Source organism: Duganella sp. 1411, assembly GCF_017833525.1.
Lineage (GTDB): Bacteria > Pseudomonadota > Gammaproteobacteria > Burkholderiales > Burkholderiaceae_D > Rugamonas.
Genome location: NZ_JAFICD010000001.1, coordinates 2,741,987 through 2,761,341, shown reverse-complemented (window position 1 = coordinate 2,761,341; position 19,355 = coordinate 2,741,987). Strand labels below are relative to the sequence as shown.

16 protein-coding genes are annotated in these 19,355 nt (G+C 68.4%); 6 read left to right on the top strand and 10 right to left on the bottom strand.

All coding sequences use genetic code 11. The features are described from left to right. Nucleotides 1-141: 141 nt before the first annotated feature. Genes JOD97_RS11565 through JOD97_RS11555 form a run of 3 tightly spaced genes read left to right on the top strand, consistent with a single transcriptional unit; the run spans nt 142 to nt 3,352 of the window. The gene (locus JOD97_RS11565; RefSeq protein ID WP_209716779.1) at nt 142-1,260 is read left to right on the top strand and encodes an acyl-CoA dehydrogenase family protein; all 1,119 of its coding nucleotides are present in this window, start codon (nt 142-144) and stop codon (nt 1,258-1,260) included. 24 nt (nt 1,261-1,284) lie between these two features. Continuing rightward, nucleotides 1,285-2,145, top strand: a complete 861-nt coding sequence (locus JOD97_RS11560) for a phosphate/phosphite/phosphonate ABC transporter substrate-binding protein (protein ID WP_209716776.1) — start codon at nt 1,285-1,287, stop codon at nt 2,143-2,145. After that, nucleotides 2,123-3,352, top strand: a complete 1,230-nt coding sequence (locus tag JOD97_RS11555) for a ferritin-like domain-containing protein (RefSeq protein ID WP_209716774.1) — start codon at nt 2,123-2,125, stop codon at nt 3,350-3,352. Before JOD97_RS11560 ends, JOD97_RS11555 begins: the two co-directional genes overlap by 23 nt. Nucleotides 3,353-3,521: 169 nt before the next feature. Here JOD97_RS11555 and JOD97_RS11550 read toward each other — a convergent pair whose 3' ends face one another. The 7 genes from JOD97_RS11550 to JOD97_RS11520 form a co-directional block, all read right to left on the bottom strand. Continuing rightward, nucleotides 3,522-4,031: a hemerythrin domain-containing protein gene (locus JOD97_RS11550; protein ID WP_209716772.1), complete on the bottom strand. Its 510-nt coding sequence runs from the start codon at nt 4,029-4,031 to the stop codon at nt 3,522-3,524. A 130-nt stretch (nt 4,032-4,161) separates the two neighbouring features. Beyond that, nucleotides 4,162-4,890: a tetratricopeptide repeat protein gene (locus JOD97_RS11545; protein WP_229264283.1), complete on the bottom strand. Its 729-nt coding sequence runs from the start codon at nt 4,888-4,890 to the stop codon at nt 4,162-4,164. Nucleotides 4,891-4,899: 9 nt separating this feature from the next. Continuing rightward, nucleotides 4,900-7,005 carry a bifunctional 2',3'-cyclic-nucleotide 2'-phosphodiesterase/3'-nucleotidase gene (locus JOD97_RS11540; RefSeq protein WP_209716770.1) on the bottom strand — a complete coding sequence of 702 codons (2,106 nt, stop codon included), beginning with the start codon at nt 7,003-7,005 and terminating at the stop codon, nt 4,900-4,902. Between the two features lie 166 nt (nt 7,006-7,171). Further along, the gene (locus tag JOD97_RS11535) at nt 7,172-8,932 is read right to left on the bottom strand and encodes a DUF3443 domain-containing protein (protein WP_209716768.1); all 1,761 of its coding nucleotides are present in this window, start codon (nt 8,930-8,932) and stop codon (nt 7,172-7,174) included. A 9-nt stretch (nt 8,933-8,941) separates the two neighbouring features. Continuing rightward, nucleotides 8,942-9,418, bottom strand: coding sequence for a DUF2844 domain-containing protein (locus JOD97_RS11530; protein WP_209716766.1), 477 nt, complete (start codon nt 9,416-9,418; stop codon nt 8,942-8,944). 125 nt (nt 9,419-9,543) lie between these two features. Continuing rightward, nucleotides 9,544-11,943 carry a TonB-dependent receptor domain-containing protein gene (locus tag JOD97_RS11525; RefSeq protein WP_209716764.1) on the bottom strand — a complete coding sequence of 800 codons (2,400 nt, stop codon included), beginning with the start codon at nt 11,941-11,943 and terminating at the stop codon, nt 9,544-9,546. Between the two features lie 149 nt (nt 11,944-12,092). Next, nucleotides 12,093-12,896 carry a PhzF family phenazine biosynthesis protein gene (locus JOD97_RS11520; protein WP_209716761.1) on the bottom strand — a complete coding sequence of 268 codons (804 nt, stop codon included), beginning with the start codon at nt 12,894-12,896 and terminating at the stop codon, nt 12,093-12,095. A 68-nt stretch (nt 12,897-12,964) separates the two neighbouring features. Between JOD97_RS11520 and JOD97_RS11515 the strand changes: the two genes are divergently transcribed. Beyond that, nucleotides 12,965-16,132, top strand: a complete 3,168-nt coding sequence (locus JOD97_RS11515) for an error-prone DNA polymerase (RefSeq protein ID WP_209716758.1) — start codon at nt 12,965-12,967, stop codon at nt 16,130-16,132. Nucleotides 16,133-16,158: 26 nt separating this feature from the next. After that, nucleotides 16,159-16,629 carry a GNAT family N-acetyltransferase gene (locus JOD97_RS11510; protein ID WP_209716755.1) on the top strand — a complete coding sequence of 157 codons (471 nt, stop codon included), beginning with the start codon at nt 16,159-16,161 and terminating at the stop codon, nt 16,627-16,629. Nucleotides 16,630-16,636: 7 nt separating this feature from the next. On the opposite strand, the gene JOD97_RS11505 is transcribed toward JOD97_RS11510, so the two are convergent. Beyond that, nucleotides 16,637-17,287, bottom strand: coding sequence for a hypothetical protein (locus JOD97_RS11505; protein WP_209716752.1), 651 nt, complete (start codon nt 17,285-17,287; stop codon nt 16,637-16,639). A gap of 614 nt (nt 17,288-17,901) precedes the next feature. Between JOD97_RS11505 and JOD97_RS11500 the strand changes: the two genes are divergently transcribed. Next, nucleotides 17,902-18,489 carry a hypothetical protein gene (locus JOD97_RS11500; protein WP_209716749.1) on the top strand — a complete coding sequence of 196 codons (588 nt, stop codon included), beginning with the start codon at nt 17,902-17,904 and terminating at the stop codon, nt 18,487-18,489. Nucleotides 18,490-18,582: 93 nt separating this feature from the next. On the opposite strand, the gene JOD97_RS11495 is transcribed toward JOD97_RS11500, so the two are convergent. Beyond that, the gene (locus JOD97_RS11495) at nt 18,583-18,762 is read right to left on the bottom strand and encodes a hypothetical protein (RefSeq protein WP_209716746.1); all 180 of its coding nucleotides are present in this window, start codon (nt 18,760-18,762) and stop codon (nt 18,583-18,585) included. Further along, the gene (locus JOD97_RS11490; protein ID WP_209716743.1) at nt 18,762-19,184 is read right to left on the bottom strand and encodes a PRC-barrel domain-containing protein; all 423 of its coding nucleotides are present in this window, start codon (nt 19,182-19,184) and stop codon (nt 18,762-18,764) included. The genes JOD97_RS11495 and JOD97_RS11490 overlap by 1 nt, the downstream gene beginning before the upstream one ends. Between the last annotated feature and the right edge of the window lie 171 nt (nt 19,185-19,355).

The following is a 19,355-nucleotide window of genomic DNA, read 5'->3' as shown; positions in this document are numbered from 1 at the left end:
GCCATCGTGCGGGTCGGCCGAACATGCGAGGTACGCCGCGTCTTGCCGCAGCCGCCCCCCGGCCGCGGCGGCCGTCATCCGCCTGTCTGTTTGCCGCCCGCCGGCCGCGTCCCCATCGTATTGTCGTTGTAAAGGGATGTCATGCCATATCTGCAAACACTCGAGTCCATCGTGCTCTCCACCATCGCCCCGGCCGCGCAGGCCACCGACCGCGACGCCGCCTTCCCGCGCGCGGCCATCGCCGCGCTGGGCCAGGCCGGCCTGCTCGGCCTGATCAGCGCCGAGGCCGTCGGCGGCGCCGGCAAAGGGCTGGCCGAGGCGGCCCGGGTGGTCGAGCGCATCGCCCGCGCCTGCCCGTCGACGGCCATGGTGGTGTGCATGCATTATTGCGCCACCGTCGTCATCGAGGAGTTCGGCGCCGAGGCCACGCGCCGCGAGATCGCCGCCGGCCGCCACCTGGGCACCCTGGCCTGGTCCGACAGCGGCTCGCGCAGCCACTTCTGGGCGCCGATGGGCAGCGCGCGCCGCGACGGCGGCGAGGTCGTCATCGACGGCAGCAAGACCATGGTCACCTCGGCCGCCGAGGCCGATTCCTACGTGTGGTCCACCGGCCCGGCCGACGGCGCCGGCGCCAGCAGCCTGTGGCTGGTCGGGCGCGACGCCGCCGGCCTCGGCGAGGCCAAGTTCTTCGACGGCCTGGGCCTGCGCGGCAACCGCTCGTCGCCGCTGACGGCCACGGGCGTGCGGGTGGCCGCCGAGGCGCTGCTGGGCACCGACGGCGGCGGCTTCGACATCATGGTCGGCAAGGTGTTGCCGGTGTTCGCCACGTTGAGCGCGTCGTGCTCGCTGGGCCTGATGGACGCGGCGCTGGAGGCCGCCTGCGGCCACGTCACCGCCAGCAAGCTCGAACACCTCGACAGCGCGCTGGCCGACCTGCCGACCATCCGCGCCTACCTGGCGCGCGCCCGCATCCAGGCCGACATGGCGCGCACCCTGCGCGACGACACCGTCGCCGCGCTGGCGGGCGGCCGCGCCGACGCCATGCTGCGCGTGATGCAGGTCAAGGCCGCCGCCGCCGAGGCGGCGCTGGAGGTGACCGACACGGCCATGCGGGTGTGCGGCGGCGCCGCCTTCCGCAAGGACCTGGGCATCGAGCGCTATTTCCGCGACGCCCGCGCGGCGTCGGTGATGGCGCCGACCTCGGACGTGCTGTACGACTTCATCGGCAAGGCCGTGTGCGGCATGCCGGTTTTCGGCTAACCAGCCAATCAACAAGGGACACACATGACAACAGCAGCACTGATGATGGGCGCGGTCGCCTACGCGCCCAAGGTCGTGACGATCTGGGAAGGCTTCAAGGAATACTTCCGCCGCCACGGCCTGGCGTTCGACTACATCCTCTATTCCAACTACGAGCGCCAGGTCGAGGCGCAGTTCGACGGCACCATCGCGCTGGCGTGGAACTCGCCGCTGGCCTGGGTGCGCGCCGAGCGCATGGCCGCCGCCCGCGGCTTGGCCCTGGACACGGTGGCCATGCGCGACACCGACCGCGACCTGACGTCGGTGCTGGTCACGCGCGCCGATTCGCCGGTGACCGAGCTGGCCTGGCTGGCCGGCAAGACGATCGGCTTCGGCGCCATCGATTCGCCGCAGGCGCGCCTGATCCCGCTCGACCACCTGCGCCACCACGGCCTGCTGGCCGGGCGCGATTTCATGGCGCGCCACTTCGACGTGCTGGGCGGCAAGCACGGCGACCACATCGGCGGCGAGCGCGACGCCGCACAGGCGCTGGTGGCCGGCGAGATCGACGCCGCCTGGATGATCGACGGCAACCACATGGCGTTTTCGCGCGAAGGCTTGCTGGCCGCCGGCGCCACCCGCATCCTGGCGCGCACCGGCCCTTACGACCACTGCAACTTCACCGTCAGCCCGGGCGCGCCGGCCGAGCCCATCGCCCGCTTCACCGAGCTGCTGCTGGCGATGCGCTGGGACGACGCCGACGTGCGGCCGCTGCTGGAGATGGAGGGTTTGCGGCAATGGCTGCCGGGCCGCACCAGCGGCTACGACGCGCTGATCCGCGCCACCGACGATGAGCATTTCTACGACCAGGCGGGGAACATCATTGCAAGCGACTATCGATATTGAGCAACTCGGCTTCGACGCCGGCGCCCACGTGCTGGTCAAGCACGCGCTGGCGGCGCTGGCGCCCGGCGACGCATTGCTGGTGCGCGGCCGCGCCCCCGACTGGCAAGGCCAGCTGGCGGCGTGGTGCCGCGCGCAGGGACACGACTGCGCGTTCGCGCGGCGCGGGGAGGAGGACGTCGCCACGCTGCGCCGGCGGGCCGATCCCGCCGGCGCAGCCGGCCAGTCCGGCGCCGGCGGACGCTGGCGCGGCGCCTTGCGCACCGGCCACGCCGACCCGGCCTTGCCGGACGCGCTGGCCGAACGCGCCGACCCCCGCTGGGGCCTGGCCGCGCGCGGCGCGACGGTGGAGGCCGGCTCGCCGGCTATCGCCTTCCGCCTCGACCGCCGCGACGAGGTCTGGGGCGAGCGCGCCGCCGACCTGTACGCGCAGGCCGCCGCCGCGCAGTGGGACCCGCAGACGGCGATCGACTGGGCCGCGCCGTTCGAGCTGCCCGACATCGTCGAGGACGCCGTGGTGCAGGTGCTGACCTATATGATCGAAAACGAAGTGGCCGCGCTGGTGGTGCCGGCGCGCTTCCTCGGCCAGCTGCATCCGCATTACCGCGAGGTGCAGGCGGTGCTGGCGATCCAGGTGGCCGACGAGGCGCGCCACATCGACGTGTTCACGCGCCGCGTGCGGCTCAAGGGGCGCGAGCCGGGCCTGTCGACGGCCGGCGGCCAGGCCTCGCTCAAGACCTTGCTCGACGAGCCGGACTTCTCGGTGGCCGAGTTTTTGTTGTCGGTGCTGGGCGAGGGCACCTTCGTCAGCCTGCTGCACTTCCTGCACGAGCACGCGCCCGACCCGGTCACGCGGCAAATCGCCCGGCTGGCCGCGCGCGACGAAGCGCGCCACGTGGCCTTCGGCATGACGCACCTGGCCGCGCGGCTGGCGGACGATCCGGGCTTTCGCGCGCGGCTGGCCAACGCGGTGCAGTCGCGCAACGACGCGCTGTCGGCGACGTCGGGCCTGAACGAGGAGGTGTTCGACGCGCTGATCCTGCTGGCGGCCGGCGGGTTGACGGTGGAGGCGGTGGCGGCCGGCTATGTGAAGGTGCAGCAGTTGATGCGCGACATGGCCGAAGGGCGCCAGGCGCGCCTGGAGCGGCTGGGGTTCGACACGGACGCGGCGCGGCACCTGTCGTCGCTGCACACCCGTAATTTCATGTGACGGCGGGCGGCGGGGGCGGACGACGGATCCATAACGGCACCACGGCACCACGGAACCACGTAGGGCGGATTAGCGCAGCGTAATCCGCCAATGCGTGCGCCGCCGACGGCTCATCGATGGCCGATTACGGCGTGCCGCCTAATCCGCCCTACGTGTTTGACGGGACGGCTCACGCCTTCGGCAACGCAACCTCTTCCTTGCGCCGGGCCATCTGCATGCCCAGCTCCATCAGGTCCAGCTTGGCGCCGCGCGCCTTCGGGAACATCCGTTCCTCTTCCTCCTCGACATGGTGCAGCACCTGCTCGCCCAAGACCTTGACCTTGGCGTCGAACAAATCGTCGCCGGCGTCCATTTGCATCAGCTGGGCGATCAATTCCTTGGCCGAGGCGTGCTCGACGATCGATTGGTCGACCAGGTCCTCGTTGCCCTTGGCCGCCCTGCGCATCGCCGGATAGAAGATCTCCTCCTCGATGGTCGTGTGCCGGGTCAACTCCTCGCAGATTTTCAGCGCCAGTTTCTGCTTGCTGGCGTGGGCGCGGTCGCCCAGCTCCTCGTACTGCTCGAACAGCGAGCGGACCTGCTCGTGACCCTCGGTCAGCAGGCTGATGGCGTCCTGCGGATCGGTCTCGGTGGGGATGGGTTTGGGCATCTTGCCCTGGGATGGGGTGGTTTGTTTCATCTCGGCTCCTTGCATGGCGAATGAAATGCGGACGGGGGACACGTGATGCTGACCGTACGTCCGCCAACACCGAGCGTCTGTGCGTTGTTCAACGCAGCCCCCGCCGGCCATGCGCGAGATCAAACCTCCATCAAAAACGGTTCCAGTTGTTGTGGCGGTGCTCGGTCGCCTCCTTCAACAGGTAGCCGGCGCGGCGCTCGTCGCGGGCGCTGTGCGCGTCGCCCAGCTGCACCGTCAGCGCCAGTTCCTGCAGCGCCGGCGGATACTCGTGCTCGGCCGACTCCTCCAGCAGCGCGCGCGCCCGCGCCGGGTCGCGCGCCACGCCGCGCCCCTCGCTGTAGAAGTACGACAGCAAAAACATCGCGTGCGCGTTGCCGCCTTCGCTGGCGGCCGTCAGCCAGCGCGCGGCCACCCCGTCGTCGCGCGCGACGCCGTCGCCATTCTTGTAGAGCTGGCCCAGCACCAGCGCCGCGCGCGCGTGCCGCTGTTGCGCGGCCAGCTGGTACCACGGCGCGGCCGCCGCCGGTTGCGCCGGGACGCCCAGCCGCAGCATCTCGCCCAGCCGGAACGCGGCCTCGGCATCGCCGCCGCGCGCGGCCCGCTCGAACCAGGGCAGCGCCTCGGCGCGCTGGCGCGGCCGGCTCTGGTACAGCAGCCCCAGCTCGCGCTGCGCCACCGGCCTGTTCTGTCCGGCCCACGCCATCAGCTTGCGCTCGGCGCCGGCGTCGGCCTGCTGCAGCGCCTGCATGCCCACCGTTTCGATCTGCGCCGCATCGGGCGGCTCGCGCTGGATCTGGCAGGCCGACAGCAACGCCGCCGCCAGCGCCGCCGCCACCATGCCATTGCGGGAGAATGTCATGGCGCCGTCCTATTTGCTCAGGTCGATCGTGTACTTGGCGAAGCCGCTCGCGTCCAGCGCGCCCTCGGCGGTGACGGCGGTGATGCCGGCGCTCCTGGCCAGCGCCAGGTGGCCCGGCGCCGAGCGCAGGATCACCGGCCCGGCGGTGGCCGCCTTGACGAAGCTCCAGCTGCGCGCGCTGCCGTTGTCGGCCAGCGTGACCTTGCCGCTGGCCGCGCCGCGCGCCGCCAGATAGTTGCTCACCACGGTCTGGTTGGCGTCCGGCGACTTGATGATGGTCTTGCTGCCGTCGATGCCGGGCACGGCGCCGCCGCCGCCGGCGCGGTAATCGTTGGTGGCGACGATGAAGTCGTCCGCGTCGGCCACCGGCTTGCCCAGGTAGCTCAGGTTGACGATGCGCGCGCCCACCGGCTTGGTGACGTCGATCTGGTAGGTCAAGGCGTTGTTCTCGGCGTAGAACACGTCGTAGTTGTAGATCGTGCCGTAGCTCGGCACCAGGTCCTGCTCGGCCGTTTTGGCCGGGTCGATCTGGGCGAACTGCTTGGCGGCCGTCTCCAGCCACGCCTTCAGGTCGCTGCCCTTGATCTTGACCGCCTGCAGGTTGTTGTTGCTGTACAGGTAAAGGTCGCCCGGGTTGCGCACCTGCAGCCCGACCGGCGCGGCCGCGCTGGCGCCGGGCGCGACGTCGGTGAAGTCGGACGGCCCGTTGCGGCCCGCCTTGAACGGCGCGCTGCACGAGATCACCGGAATGTTCTTGTAGGAGGCGAGGGTGGCGTCGGTGCTGGCGGCGATGAATTTCTTGACGTAGTCGAGCTGCGCCTGGTTGACCAGCTGGATCGCGCTGACGTCGCCGGCCAGCGCGAAGTAGGCCGACATCTCGAAGTCGGTGGCCACGCCCAGCGGTTGCTTGGCGTAGGCGATGGTCGCGGCGTGCTCGGCGGCCACCAGCGGCGCCACCGCCGGATCGGCCTTGACGACGGTGGCGCCGTCGGTGTACTTGAAGCCGCGCGACTCGACCGTCGTGGCGGCCGGGCGCACCACCCACTTGCCGCCGGTGTAGGCCAAGGTCATCTTGATGATGCCCAGGCGCCGGCCCCAGCTTTGCGCCATGACGGTCGGCACGCCGTTGACGAAGCCGTTGACGGCGTCGATCTTGGCGCCGGCCGGGAAGGCGGCGAACGAGGCGTCGAGCGCGGCGGCGCCGGCTTCCTTGCCTTTCGGGAAGATCAAGTGCGAATGGCCGATCAGCAGCGCGTCGATGCCGGTGCTGGTCAGGTGGTAGCTGCCGTTTTCCATTTTCGGGCTGTACGGGCTCGGGTCGAGGCCGCCGTGCGACAGCGCCACGACCAGGTCGGCGCCCTTGGCGCGCAGCTCCGGCACGTATTGCTTGGCCGCCTCCTGGACGCCGGTGACGGCGACCTTGCCGGCCAGGTTCTTCTGGTCCCACTCGAGGATTTGCGGCGGCACAAAGCTCAGCAGGCCGATGTTCATCTTGACGTCGAGCTTGCCGCCGTCGGGCGTCGTGGCCGAGAAGGTGCGCGGCAGCAGCACGTACGGCTGGACGATGGGCTTGCCGCTGGCCACGCCGGTGACGTTGGTCAGGGTCAACGGGAAGGCGGGGCCGCCGCAGGTGCCCGACGGCTTGGCCACGCCGGGGATGCCGAAGTCGGTGTTGGTGATCTGACTCAGCAGCGGCAAGCCGTAGTTGAACTCGTGGTTGCCGAAGCCGCCGCCGTCGTATTTCATGGCGTTCATGACCTTGTGCACGGCCATCGTCTCGGCGCACGGGATCGGCTTGGTGGCCGCCTGCAGGTCGCCCAGCAAGGTGCCCTGGATGGTGTCGCCGTCGTCGAGCAGCACGTTGTTGGGGTTTTCGGCGCGCGCGGCGGCGACCAGCGTCGACGTGCGCTCCAGGCCCAGGCTGGTGTCCTCGGCCAGCGCGTAATAGTTATAGCTCATCACGTTGGCGTGGATGTCGGTGGTCTCCATCAGCGCCAGGGTCACGGTGGTGCCCTCCGGAATGGCCGGCGCCGGGTTGGACTCCCCGCCGCAACCGGCCAGGCCCATCACGCCGGCCGCCGTCAACGCCGCCACCATCACCGAATTCGTTCTCATCGCACCCTCGACATATATAAAAATCAAGGTGGGGACTTTAACCAACCTACATGACGGCACCGTGACAAGCGCCATCAACCCCGGGGGTCAAGTCTAACATTCATACACCAGCACAGCCGTATCCTGCATCAGCCCGTGTATGAATGTTAGACTTGACCCCCCGGTTTTAATAGGCCCAGAGGGGGCCGGTCTTGCCGTTGACGGTGTTGCCCTCCATGACCACGAACACGCGGCGGCCGTAGAAGAACGGTAGCCCCCAGTCGAAGGCGTCGCTGCTGCTCGAGCCGGCCGTGCCCGTCAACGTGCCGCCCACCTGCGCGGCCCGGATCGTCGATGGCAGTTGCACCAGGTTGACGATGGTGAAGTCGACCGCGCCGCTGGCGCTGCCGTCGGCCGCGCTGTTGGTGGCGCTCAGCGCCAGCGGCGCCGCCGGACAGAAGAAGTCGCCCCCCGAACAGGTGCGGATCGTCGCGTCGGTGAAGAAGTAGCCGTTCGAGCCGCTGTCGATGAAGCTGGCGCCGTAGGTCTTGCCCTGGTAGGCGGTGCTGAAGTCGCCGTTGCCGTCAGTCTTGAACAGCTTTTCGCCGGCCAGCGTGTTGTTGGCCTGCGTGTTGACGCCGAACGTCAACGTGCCGCTGACCGACGTCAGCCCGGCCGTGCCCACCGCCGGCAGGCTCACCAGCACGCCGTTGTTGTTGACCGCGAACGACGCCACCGGGTTGGTGATCTGTACCGCCAGCGGCATGGCGCTGGCGCTGCAGGCGCCGGCACCGCACGCGTAGTAGACGCCGCTGATGGCCGCGCGCGCGCAGGCGTCGCCGCAATCGTGCTTGAACAGGCCGACGCCGAGGATGCCCTTGGCGCCCACCGCGTCGAGCGAGCCGAGGTTGTTGCCGGCGCTGCTGCAGCTGGCCGGCGTGGCGGCGAAGTTGGCGCCGGCGTCGCCGATGACCTGGATCGAGATGCCGGCCGCCTCCTCGTCGGCCAGCTTGACGTCGGCCTGGCGCACCGCGCCCCACGTGTAGCCGCTGACGAACTTGCCGCATTCGGCGGCGTCGGCGCCGGACGCGGTCTTGATTCCCGGCAGCGCCAGGCTGTCGTCCAGCGCCGAGGCCAGCAGCCGCAGGCCGTACGAGCCGGTGTCGAGCATCACGTGGTCGACCGTCTGGCAGACCGTGGTGCCGGGCCGGCACACGGTGACGCTGACGTAGGGCACGTTGATGACGCCGCCCACGCCGGCCGGGCCGCTGTCGACCGTGATGGGGACGGTGTTCGACAGCGCCGGCGTCACGCTCAGCGCGGCGCTGGCGCTGGCGCTGCCGCCGTCGCCGCTGCAGGTCAGGCTGTAGGTGTAGCTGCCGGCGGTGGACGGGGCCACCGTCACCGCGCCGGAGGTGGCCTTGGCGCCGCTCCAGGCGCCGCTGGCGGTGCAGCCGCTGGCGTTGGCCGACGACCAGCTCAGCACCGACGTTTGCGCGGTGGTGATGCTGGCCGGCGCCAACGTCAAACTGGTGCTGGGCGACGGCGGCGGGGTGCTCACGACCACCGCGGCGGTGCCGCTGGCGCCGCCGCAGGTGAGCGTGTAGTTGGCGGTGCCGGCGGCGCCGGCGGTGACCGTGCGCGTGCCGCTGGCGGCGACGGCGCCGCTCCAGGCGCCCGAGGCGGCGCAGCCGGCGGCCGGCGCGTTGCTCACGCTCCAGGTCAGGGTGACCACCTGGCCGGTGGTGGTGGCGGTCGGCGTGGCGCCGATGCTGACCACCGGCGTGGCGGATTCGGCGCTCGCGGCCGCGGTGGCGGACGAGGACCCGCCGCCGCCACCGCCGCAGGCGGCCAAGGCCAGGCACAGCAGCGCGGCGGCCCGGCGGACGGCGCGGCGCGGGCCGGCGGCGGTGGCGCGCGGCGCGGCGCGGGGTGTCGGAGCTGTCATCGGCGGCCCTTATTCGATGGTGGCGGTGTCGAAGCCGGGCGGCAGCGCGCTCGGGATCCAGGCGTGGCCGGCGAACGAGCGCATGTGGCCGGTCGACACCAGCACCACGTCGGCGCGCTCGAGCGCCAGCTGCGAGTGGCCGGCCTGGGCGCGCTTGGCGGCCGCGCCGGTCATGGCGGCGAACTTGTCGCCGAGCAGGGTGCGCAGGTCGGGCAAGGTCGGGCCGCGCCAGCTGACGGCGAACACCTTGCCGGCCGCGTCGCTGTATTCGCGCACCACGGTGCCGCTGTCGAGCGTGCTCTGGCTGACGGTGTAGACGGCGTCGGCGGCGCTGGTGGCGGTGCTGGCGGCGGCGCCGGCGGCGAAGCGGCGCGCGCTCACCGCCGGCGCGCCGCCGAAGTCGGACGGCGCGCCGCCGAGCGCGGCGTAGGCCAGCGCCCCTTGCAGCAGCGTGAGGAATAACATGAGGGCGATCGCGTGGCGCATGGCGTGCTCCGTTGCCTAGAATAAAGACTAGTGTAGGGCGCGATCGGGTTGAACGGCGTTAGCGAAGTGTAAGCAAACGTAAATCCAGGGAAAAACGGCGCCCGCAGGCGCCGTATCAACGTGGATTAGAAGCGCACCCACAGGCGGCCGAAGTAGGAGGCGCCGTTCAGCCCGAACTGCACGCTTTCATACTTGAAACCGTTGTCGGTCTGGTTGGCGTCCTGCGCGGTCGGCTTGACGTTGAAGATGTTGTTGCCGCCGACGGTGACCTTCATGTTCTTGCTGAGCGCGTACGTGAAGCTCAGGTCGGCCGAGGTCTTCGATTCGTAGTGCTGGTTCGGCACGCCATTGGCGGTGCCGTCGAAGGTGCCCAGGGTCTGCGGGCCGAAGTGGATGATCTTGAAGTCCGTCTCCAGCGGGCCGGTGGCGTAGTTGAAGCCGAGCGTGACCTTCGACTTGGGCGCCCCCTGTTCGATGTACAGGCGCTCCTTCTCCGACAGCAGCACGTCCTCGAAGCCGCGCAGCGAGGCCGGCGCGTGGATGCCGGTGACTTCGGTCTTGCTGACGTTGAGCGCCAGGAAGGTGGTCAGCTTGTTGGCGCCGAAGTTGGCCTTGTGCGAGGCCGTCAGGTCCAGCCCCTGGGTCTTGGTGTCGACCGAGTTGACGAAGAATTGCGCCTCGCCCACGCCCAGCGCGGCCAGGCGGTCGGCCAGGTCGGGGTAGTTGTCGGCGTTGAAGCGGCCCGACAGCACGATGCGGTCCTTGATCTTGATGCGGTACAAATCGGCCGTGACCGACAGCGCCTGGTTCGGCGTCCACGTCGTGCCCAAGGTGTAGCTGGTCGACTTTTCCTCTTTGAGCTTGGGGATGCCGGCCGCGTTGGCGACGACGCCGCCGTTGGGCGCGAGCACCACTTCCTTGGGCACGCCGCCGATGAAGTCGGTGAAGGTGGTCGACAGGTAGCTTTGCTGCAGCGACGGCGCGCGGAAGCCGGTGCTGGCCGAGCCGCGCAGCAGCACGGCGTCGGCCACGCGCACCGAGCCGGCCAGCTTGCCGGTGACGGTCGAGCCGAAGTCGCTGAATTTCTCGTAGCGCAGCGCCGCCTGCGCCTTGACGTCGCGCGTCAGGTCGGCCTCGAGGTCGAGGTAGGCGGCGTCGCTGTGGCGCTTGGCCTTGACCCGGTCGCCCGGCTGGAAGCCGGGGAAGCCCTGGCTGCCGGCGTTGCCGCCGTTGCCGACGCCGTCGGCGTCGATGTAGGAGCCCGGCTCGCCGGCGAAGATCTTGAATTCCTCGCTGCGGTATTCGGCGCCGAAGGCGACGTTCAGACCGCCGCCGAGCACGCCGTCGTAGTAGCGGCTCAGGTCGACGTTGGTGGTCAGCTGCTGGAACGAGAAGCCGCCGGCGTCGAAGGCGCTGGGGCTCCTGCCGGCGCCGCCGGCGAGCAAGTCCTGGTTGGCGATCGAGGCGTTGATCGTGTTGTTGATGTTGTACATCATCTTGTTGTAGCCGTAGGTCTGCGACAAGTCGGTGTTCCACTCGCCGAGCTTGATGCGGTGGCCGACGGTGGCGTAGCGGTCGTCGATGCGGGCGTCGATGAACGGCACGAAGCCGTTCGGGTACATGGCGGCCGAGTTGCGGCTCGGGATGTCGTCCGAGCCGACGCCGCCGCGCGCGAACGCGGCCGACGAGCCGTCGCGCTTTTGCGCGCCGGCCGTGAAGTACAGCTTGCCGTTGCCGGTGGTCGGCAGTTCGCCGTTGACATAAATGGTCTGGTTCTCGGTCTTGGTGTCGCCGATGATGCGCGGGTTGTCGGCCTCGGCGCGGTTCGAGCGCCCGCGGTCGAGATACTCGCCGGTGACGCCGACGACGCCGCCGTTGCCGATGGCGAAGCCGCAGTAGGCCGAGCCCAGGTAGTTCTTGCCGTCGCCGGCCGAGTACTGGCTGTAGCCGGCGATGGCCTCGCAGCCGAGGCTTTTCTTGAGGCCGATGTCCATGACGCCGGCGATCGCGTCCGAGCCGTACTGGGCGGCGGCGCCGTCGCGCAGCACCTGCACGTCCTTGATGGCCAGCAGCGGGATGGCGTTCAGGTCCGAGCCGGTGTTGCCGCGGTTGCGCGCGCCGAACAGGTTGACCAGCGCGGTGGTGTGGCGGCGCTTGCCGTTGACCAGCACCAGGGTCTGGTCCGAGCCGAGGCCGCGCAGCGCGGCCGAGTCGACCAGGTCGGCGCCGTCGGCGCCGCTCTGGCGCGTCGAGTTGAACGACGGCGAGATGTAGGTCAGCGATTGCGCCAGGTCGAACTGGCCGCCCTGTTCGGACACCTTGTTCATCGGGATGATATCGACCGGCACCACGGTGTCGGTGGCCGACGAGGTGGCGCGGCGCGAGCCGACCAAGGTGACCGTTTGCATGGGAGCGGCGGCGGTGTCGGTGGTCGCTTGCGCGTGGACGGCGGGGCTGAAGCCGAGCGCGGCGGCGCCGTACAGGCTGAACAAGACGGCTTGACGTAAGGTGTTATTGGCTGGCACGTATCTCTCCCATGAAAAATCTGATTCTATTCAAATAATTAATATTGAAATGGGTTTTCTGCCAATTTTGCGTTTAAACACTATTTACTGTTGTTTTGACGCGCCACACCGGGCCCCGGGCTACGTACTGGTACGCAGGCGGGCGCGGCTCAGGTGAAGTCGGCGGCGCCGCCTATTAATATGTGTTCGCCGCCGGTGCGGGCGTGGATGCGGCACGGACGGCCCAACCCGGCGCCTTGGTACAGGGTCAGCCCGGCGCCCAGCAGCACGGCCAGGGCGCCGGCGGCCACGCCGGTGGCGCTGTCCTCCATGGCCGGGTCCAGGTGGTTGAAGTTGCGGCCCTCGAGCGCGCCGTCGGCGCGGCGGCACCAGGCGTAGACGCCGCTGACGCCGTGTTCCCGGCCCCAGGCGGCGATGGCGGGCAGGTCCGGCCGCAGCGCGGCCAGCGTGGCGCCGTCGGCCACCTGCAGCAACAGCTTGGGGCTGCCGACCGAGGCGATGGCCGGCGGCGACGCCAGCGCCAGCCCGGGCGCGGCCAGCAGGCGCGCCGGCAGATCGGCGCCGATGGCCACCGGCGGCGGCGCTTGCGGCGCCAGTTCGATGTAGACGCCGTCGTCGCGCAATGCCAGCGTCAGCGGCTGGCCGCGCACGGCCGTGCGCACCGCCAGCGTCGGGCGCGCCGGCGACAGCAGCACGCGCGCCGCCGCCAGGGTCGCGTGCAGGCATAACGGGCTGCGCGCGTGCGGATAGTAATAGTCGAGCACGAAGTTGGGCACGAAGGCGGGCCCGCCTTCGCCGTCAACCGCGGCGTCGATGAACACGCAGGCCGGCTGCTGGCGTTCGCGGGCGAACCGCTGGCGCTGGTCGGCGCTGGAATGGTCATGCTGGACGACCAGGGCGGCGTTGCCGCCGCCGGGGACGGTGCCGAAGCACAATAGTTGCTGAATCTTCATATTGGGTGGCGAAGCGGTTGGGTGTAAAATACTGTACATAAACACAGTACGCATGGGTTTGATTCGTCATGAGCGCGCCACCATCATCGCAGGGATTGCCGGCTTACGCCGAGCTGTTTTGCCTGACCAACTTCTCCTTCCTGCACGGCGCCTCGCGCGCCGAGGAGCTGGTGGCGCGCGCGGTCGAGCTCGATTATGCGGGCTTGGCGATCACCGACGAATGCTCGCTGGCCGGCGTGGTGCGCGCGCACGCGGCCGCCAAGGAGGCCGGCCTGCCGCTGATCATCGGCAGCCATTTCCACCTGAAAAACCCGGACGGCACGCCGGCGCTGTCGTTGATCGCGCTGGCCAAAAACCGCGCCGGCTACGGCAATTTGTGCGAACTGATCACCATCGCCCGCAACCGCGTGGCCAAGGGCAGTTATCTGCTGACGCCGGCCGACCTGGCCGCGCCGGCGCCGGCCTACGCCCATTTGCGGGGCTTGCCGGACTGCTTGATGATATTGCTGCCGCACTACCCGGCGCACCAGCCCGGCGACGTCGACCGCCTGCACGCGCAGGCGGCGTGGATGGAAGCCACCTTTCCCGGCCGCGCGTGGATGGGGCTGAACCTGCTGCAGCGCGCCTTCGACGAGGCGCACCGCGTCAGCATCGACGAGGTGGCGCTGCAGCACCACATGGCGGTGGTGGCGGTGGGCCACGTGTGCATGCACGTGCGCTCGCGCAAGCCGCTGCACGACACGTTGACGGCGGTGCGGGTGGGCAAGCCGGTCGGCGAGTGCGGCTACGCGCTGGCGCAGAACGCCGAGCAGCATCTGCGCCCGCGCCTGCGGCTGGCCAACCTGTATCCGCCGGCGGCCCTGTTCGAGACCTTGCGCATCATGCAGGAGTGCACCTTCCAGCTGACCGAGCTGCGCTACGAGTATCCGCACGAGCTGGTGCCGCCGGGACACACCCCGGCCAGCTATCTGCGCCAGCAGGTGTATCTGGGCGCGCGGGGGCGCTTCCCGGCCGGCGTGTCGGCCAAGGTGCGCGGGCAGATCGAGAAGGAGCTCGAACTGATCGCCGAATTGAAGTACGAGCCGTATTTCCTGACCGTGTACGACATCGTGCGCTACGCCCGCGGCCAGGGCATCCTGTGCCAGGGGCGCGGCTCGGCGGCCAACTCGGTCGTGTGTTTCTGCCTGGGCGTGACCGAGGTCGACCCCGAGCGCAGCAACATGCTGACGGGCCGTTTCATCTCGCGCGAGCGCGACGAGCCGCCCGACATCGACGTCGACTTCGAGCACCAGCGGCGCGAGGAGGTGATCCAGTACATCTACAACAAATACGGCGCCGACCGCGCCGCGCTGGCCGCCGTCGTCATCAGCTACCGGCCCAAGAGCGCGCTGCGCGACAGCGGCAAGGCGCTCGGCGTCGACCTGGCCATCGTCGAGAAGGTGGCCAAGTCGCACCACTGGTTCGACAGCCGGCACGACCTGGTCGGGCGCCTGGCCGAGTGCGGGCTGGACCCGGATTCGCAACTGGCGCAGCAATGGGCCACCTTGGCGATGATGCTGCTGGGCTTTCCGCGCCACCTGTCGCAGCATCCGGGCGGCTTCGTCATCTCGCACGAAAAATTGTCGCGGCTGGTGCCGATCGAGGCGGCCACGATGGAGGGCCGCTGCGTGATCCAGTGGGACAAGGACGACCTCGAAGAGCTCGGCCTGATGAAGGTCGACGTGCTGGCGCTGGGCATGTTGTCGGCGCTGCGGCGCGCGCTCGACATGGTGGGCGCGCGCCGTGGCGTGCCGTTCCGCATGCAGGACATCCCGGCCGAGGACGCCGCCACCTACGCGATGATGTGCCAGGCCGACACCATCGGCGTGTTCCAGATCGAGTCGCGCGCGCAGATGAGCATGCTGCCGCGCTTGCGGCCCAAGGTGTTTTACGACCTGGTCATCGAGGTGGCGCTGGTGCGGCCCGGGCCGATCCAGGGCGGCATGGTGCATCCGTATTTGCAGCGGCGCCAGGACCGGCGGCTGGTCCAGTATCCGCCCGGGCTGGAGGAGGCGCTGGGCCGCACCCTGGGCGTGCCGATCTTCCAGGAGCAGGTGATGCAGATCGCCGTCATCGCCGCCGGCTTCAGCGAGGGCGAGGCCGACCAGTTGCGGCGCGCGATGGCGGCCTGGAAGCGCAAGGGCGGCGTCGACAAATACCAGCAGCGCATCATGGACGGCATGGCCGAGCGCGGCTACGACGCGGACTTCGCCGCCGCCATCTGCAGCCAGATCCAGGGCTTCGGCGAATACGGCTTTCCCGAATCGCACGCGGCCAGCTTCGCGCTGCTGACCTACGCCAGCTCCTGGCTCAAATGCCACGAGCCGGCCGCCTTCCTGTGCGCGTTGCTCAACAGCCAGCCGATGGGCTTCTACAGTCCGTCGCAACTGGTGCAGGACGCCAGGCGCCACGGCGTGGTGGTGCGCGACATCGACGTCACCGTCAGCGGCTGGGATTCGTCGCTGGAGGAGCCGGCGGGCAAGGCCGGCCAGCCGGCGGTACGGCTCGGCCTGTCGATGATGAAGGGCATGCGCGACGGCGCCGCCCAGCGCATCGAAGCGGCGCGCGCGCGGGCGCCGTTCGCCAGCGTGGCCGACCTGGCGCGGCGCGCCGACCTGGACCGCCACGACCTGCAGGTGCTGGCCGCCGGCAACGCGCTGGCGCAGCTGGCGGGCAACCGCCGCCAGGCGCTGTGGCAGGCGGTCGGCGCCACGCCGCACAAGGACTTGCTGCGCCCGACCACGCCGGACGAGGAGGTGCCGGTGCTGCAACCGCCGAGCGAGGGCGAGGACATCCTCGGCGACTACCGCTCGCACGGCCTGACCTTGGGCCGCCACCCGCTGGCGCTGCTGCGCGCCAAGCTGCTGGAGCACCGCTTCCTGCCGGCGGCCACGTTGAACACCTACACCAACGGCATGCTGGCGCGCGCCTGCGGCATGGTCACGGTGCGGCAGCGGCCCGGCACGGCCAAGGGCGTACTGTTCATCACCCTCGAGGATGAGACCGGCAACGTCAACGTCATCATCTGGCCCAAGCTGGTCGAGGAGCAGCGCAGGGAGGTGCTGAGCGCGCCGCTGCTGGGCGTGTACGGCGTCTGGCAGCAGGAGGGCATCGTGCGCCACCTGGTGGCCAAGCGGCTGGTCGACATGTCGCATCTGCTGGGGCGGCTGCCGACCATCAGCCGCGATTTTTGTTGAGGCGGAAGTTCTGGCACAATGGATCGATGAATACTCTGACCATCCGCCAGGCCCGGCCGGGCGACGCCGCCGCCGTCAGCGCGCTGATCGCGCCGCTGTTGCCGTTGCTGACCCTGGAGCCGGACGGCGCCGGCGCCGGCAAATTCATCGAGAGCATGCAAGCGCCGGCCATCGCGCGGGTGCTGGCGGACCAGCGCTACGATTATCAGCTCGGCCATGTGGACGATGAGCTGGCCGGCGTGGTGGCGGTGCGCGACCACGCGCACTTGTTCCATCTGTTCGTGGCGGCCAGGTGGCAGGGCAGGGGCTTCGGCCGTCTGTTGTGGCAGGCGGCCAGGAAGCGCGCGCTGGCGGGGAACGCGGACGGGGTCTTCACCGTCAACTCGTCGCCGTTCGCGCTGCAGATGTACCGCCATCTGGGATTCGTGGCGTCAGCCCCGCGTGCCGAGCACGACGGCATCGCCTACATTCCGATGCGGCTGTCCGCCGCGCCGTGAGGGGGGATTATGGGCGCGCAGCCAGCGCTACGCTTACAACTTCCCATTGAGAAAGCCAAGCTGCTGTTTTCTCGCAGCGCACCGCGACTAAGCGATGTATGCGATTTTGGAACCATGCTAGCGGGTATGCAATGATGGGTTCATGGTGTGCGATGCGATTACGGAATCCGCGTAGCGCCTCCATGTCGTCGTAAAGCATCTTTCGGCCTGCCGCCACAGTCAAAGGAAATGGAAGGAATGGAAACACCGTATGTAAGTGCGCGTTCCATATGTGCTGGTCTTGGGCTTTCGTGAATAATCCGCACCAAAAGGCAAACTTCAGCTCAGCGATAACTTTGCCGGTGGAGCCGAAGGGAACGCCTCGCTTTGCCGACTGCAGTTCAACTTTGGACCATTTCGGCAGTGAGCGCTCGAAACCGGCATTCCAGGGCCAGTTGCCGCCGTACTTCAGTTCTAAGGCTTGCGCGATCGCGTTTCGCACAACTACCTCAGCGATATGTAGGGTCGAGAAGAAAGCGCTGGACACCAAGGCGTTCCAGACATAAATATCGAGAGCAGTCGCCCTAGTTCCAAAGCCGGTAGCATTGAGGTAAGTGCCCATCCGTGCAGGAGAAATGGCCACGGTGATAGCATCGGCTTGGTCTTGTGGGAGTGTCATAAGCCACCGTCTGTAAAATTCTGTACTGCTTCCCTGAAAGGTATATAATTTATCGGTGAGTTCCGGGACTTGTTGGCGCGAGCCTCCCCCCGGAAACATGAGAGTTAGAATGGCCCACCTCGGTGGGCCATTCGCATTTTCACCTTAAGTCGCCGCCTTGGCCGATGTGCCGAAGGGCTCTTATGCATTATTGCGCTTCCGGTATCGCTTGGTTTGCTGCTTATCTAATCGCTACAAAAGACTTCGGCTGCTTTGCCCGCCGCAAGTGGGCTTCCGGCTGATATTTCCGGCCGTCGGGCCAGCTCGGCAGCGTCATCGACGTGCCAGGCGGCGGTTGCGCCAACGTACGGCGCCGGCGGTGCGCGATCGTGCGCAATTGTTCTGTTATGGCCGCGTGCTTCGCGTTCGACGGCATCGCCTATATTCCGATGCGGCTGTCCGCCACGCCCTGAGAGGGTGTGTGTGGGGTGAGGCCAAACCACTCCGTGCGGGAACGGTACTCTTTTGACTGTCGGTTTCCGTCTCTTTTTGTCTTTTTTGAACTCCAGCTCGGCCTCACGGTCTAATGAGACAGGAAGAGACAAAAACCGACAAAACCCGCAAGGAGAAAGAGTATGAATCCCGCACAGACTCGTTTACTACCTCCCGCCACGGAGCTCCTGCTAGAAGAATTCTTGCACAAGAGCGGCAACACTTTATCGGTCACAGAGGTGTTGGTGGCCGCCGTCAACCTGTGGATCGAACGTGAGCGGGCGGCGGCCCTGCCTACCCGGGGTTATCACTGGAAAATGCTGTTTTTGCCCGAGGGTACGCGTGTGCGGATGCAATACGACGAAACCTGGCACAGCGCCGAAGTGGCGGGTGACGACCTGATATATCAGGGCCGTCCCGTCTCGCCGCATCAGCTAACCCAAGAGGTGGCGGGCGACGGCCGCAACGCCTGGCGCGACCTGTGGATACGCTTCCCTGGGGAAAGGAACTGGGCCTGCGCCGCGCAACTGCGCGCCCGCCTGCAAAAGCGCGCCGCGATCCCGCCGCCGACCCCGGTCGAGGCGATGGCCAACGCCGCCAAGACCATGAGCAACGCGTTGAACGCCGCTTTGGTCCTGATCGAACACGTGGATCTGCAATCGCGCAATACGCTGGAGCGCCGCCTGCCCAAGAGCCGTCGCGAATACGATGAGCTGGAAGACATCCATTAATTCGCGGATCAAAAAGACTTCGGCCGCCCACTCGCGCGGGCGGCCGAAGCCGTACTACATCGGTGAACTCGGGCCGTGGCTATCCCGCCAGGTTCACCGTTTCGCGCGCCGCAGGTGGGCCGCCAGCTGATATTGCTGACCGTCCGACCAGCTCGCCAGCGTCACCGGCACGCCGGCCGGCGGCCGCGCCTGCGCCTGGCGCCGGCGCGCCACCCGCACCATCAACGTCGCCGTCAGCGCGGCCGCGCCGGCCATCAGGAGGGCGGCCGACATCACAGCGGACCGCTGTCGAGGTTGTCGTAGCGGGTGCCGTAGTAGCTGTGGATCTGGCTGGCCCACGTCTGGTTGGCCATGTTCGGCCAGTGGTCGGTGTCGAAGCCGGGCGCGTTGTCGATGCGCTCCTTGTCGATGTTCAAGGTGAAGCGCTTGTTGACCGTGTCCAGGGTCAACGCCTCCCACGGCACGGCGAACAGCTTCTCGCCGATCGTCAGGATGCCGCCGGACGACATCACCGCGTAGGCGATTTTGCCGGTGCGCATGTCGAGCATGATTTCCTTGATCTCGCCCAGGTGCTCGTTCTTCAGGTTGTGGACGTGGTCGCCGATCAGCGTGTCCGCGCCCATCAGTTCCGGGCCGGGACCCTTGTTGCCGTTGTCGACATACATACCGTAAGCATCGCGTTCTGTGTAGCTCATGATGGCCTCCTCTAAGAATGAGTGGCCATTCTGGCCGCCGCGCCGCAGCCGGTCTGTACGCTGAGACACAGTCGCGGCGGATTGCCAAAGCGGCCATTTTGGCAGCTTTGCCATGCGGAATGTTCCGGGCCGAAGCGCAATTTTCGGGGGGCAATGCTGAAGAAATAACCG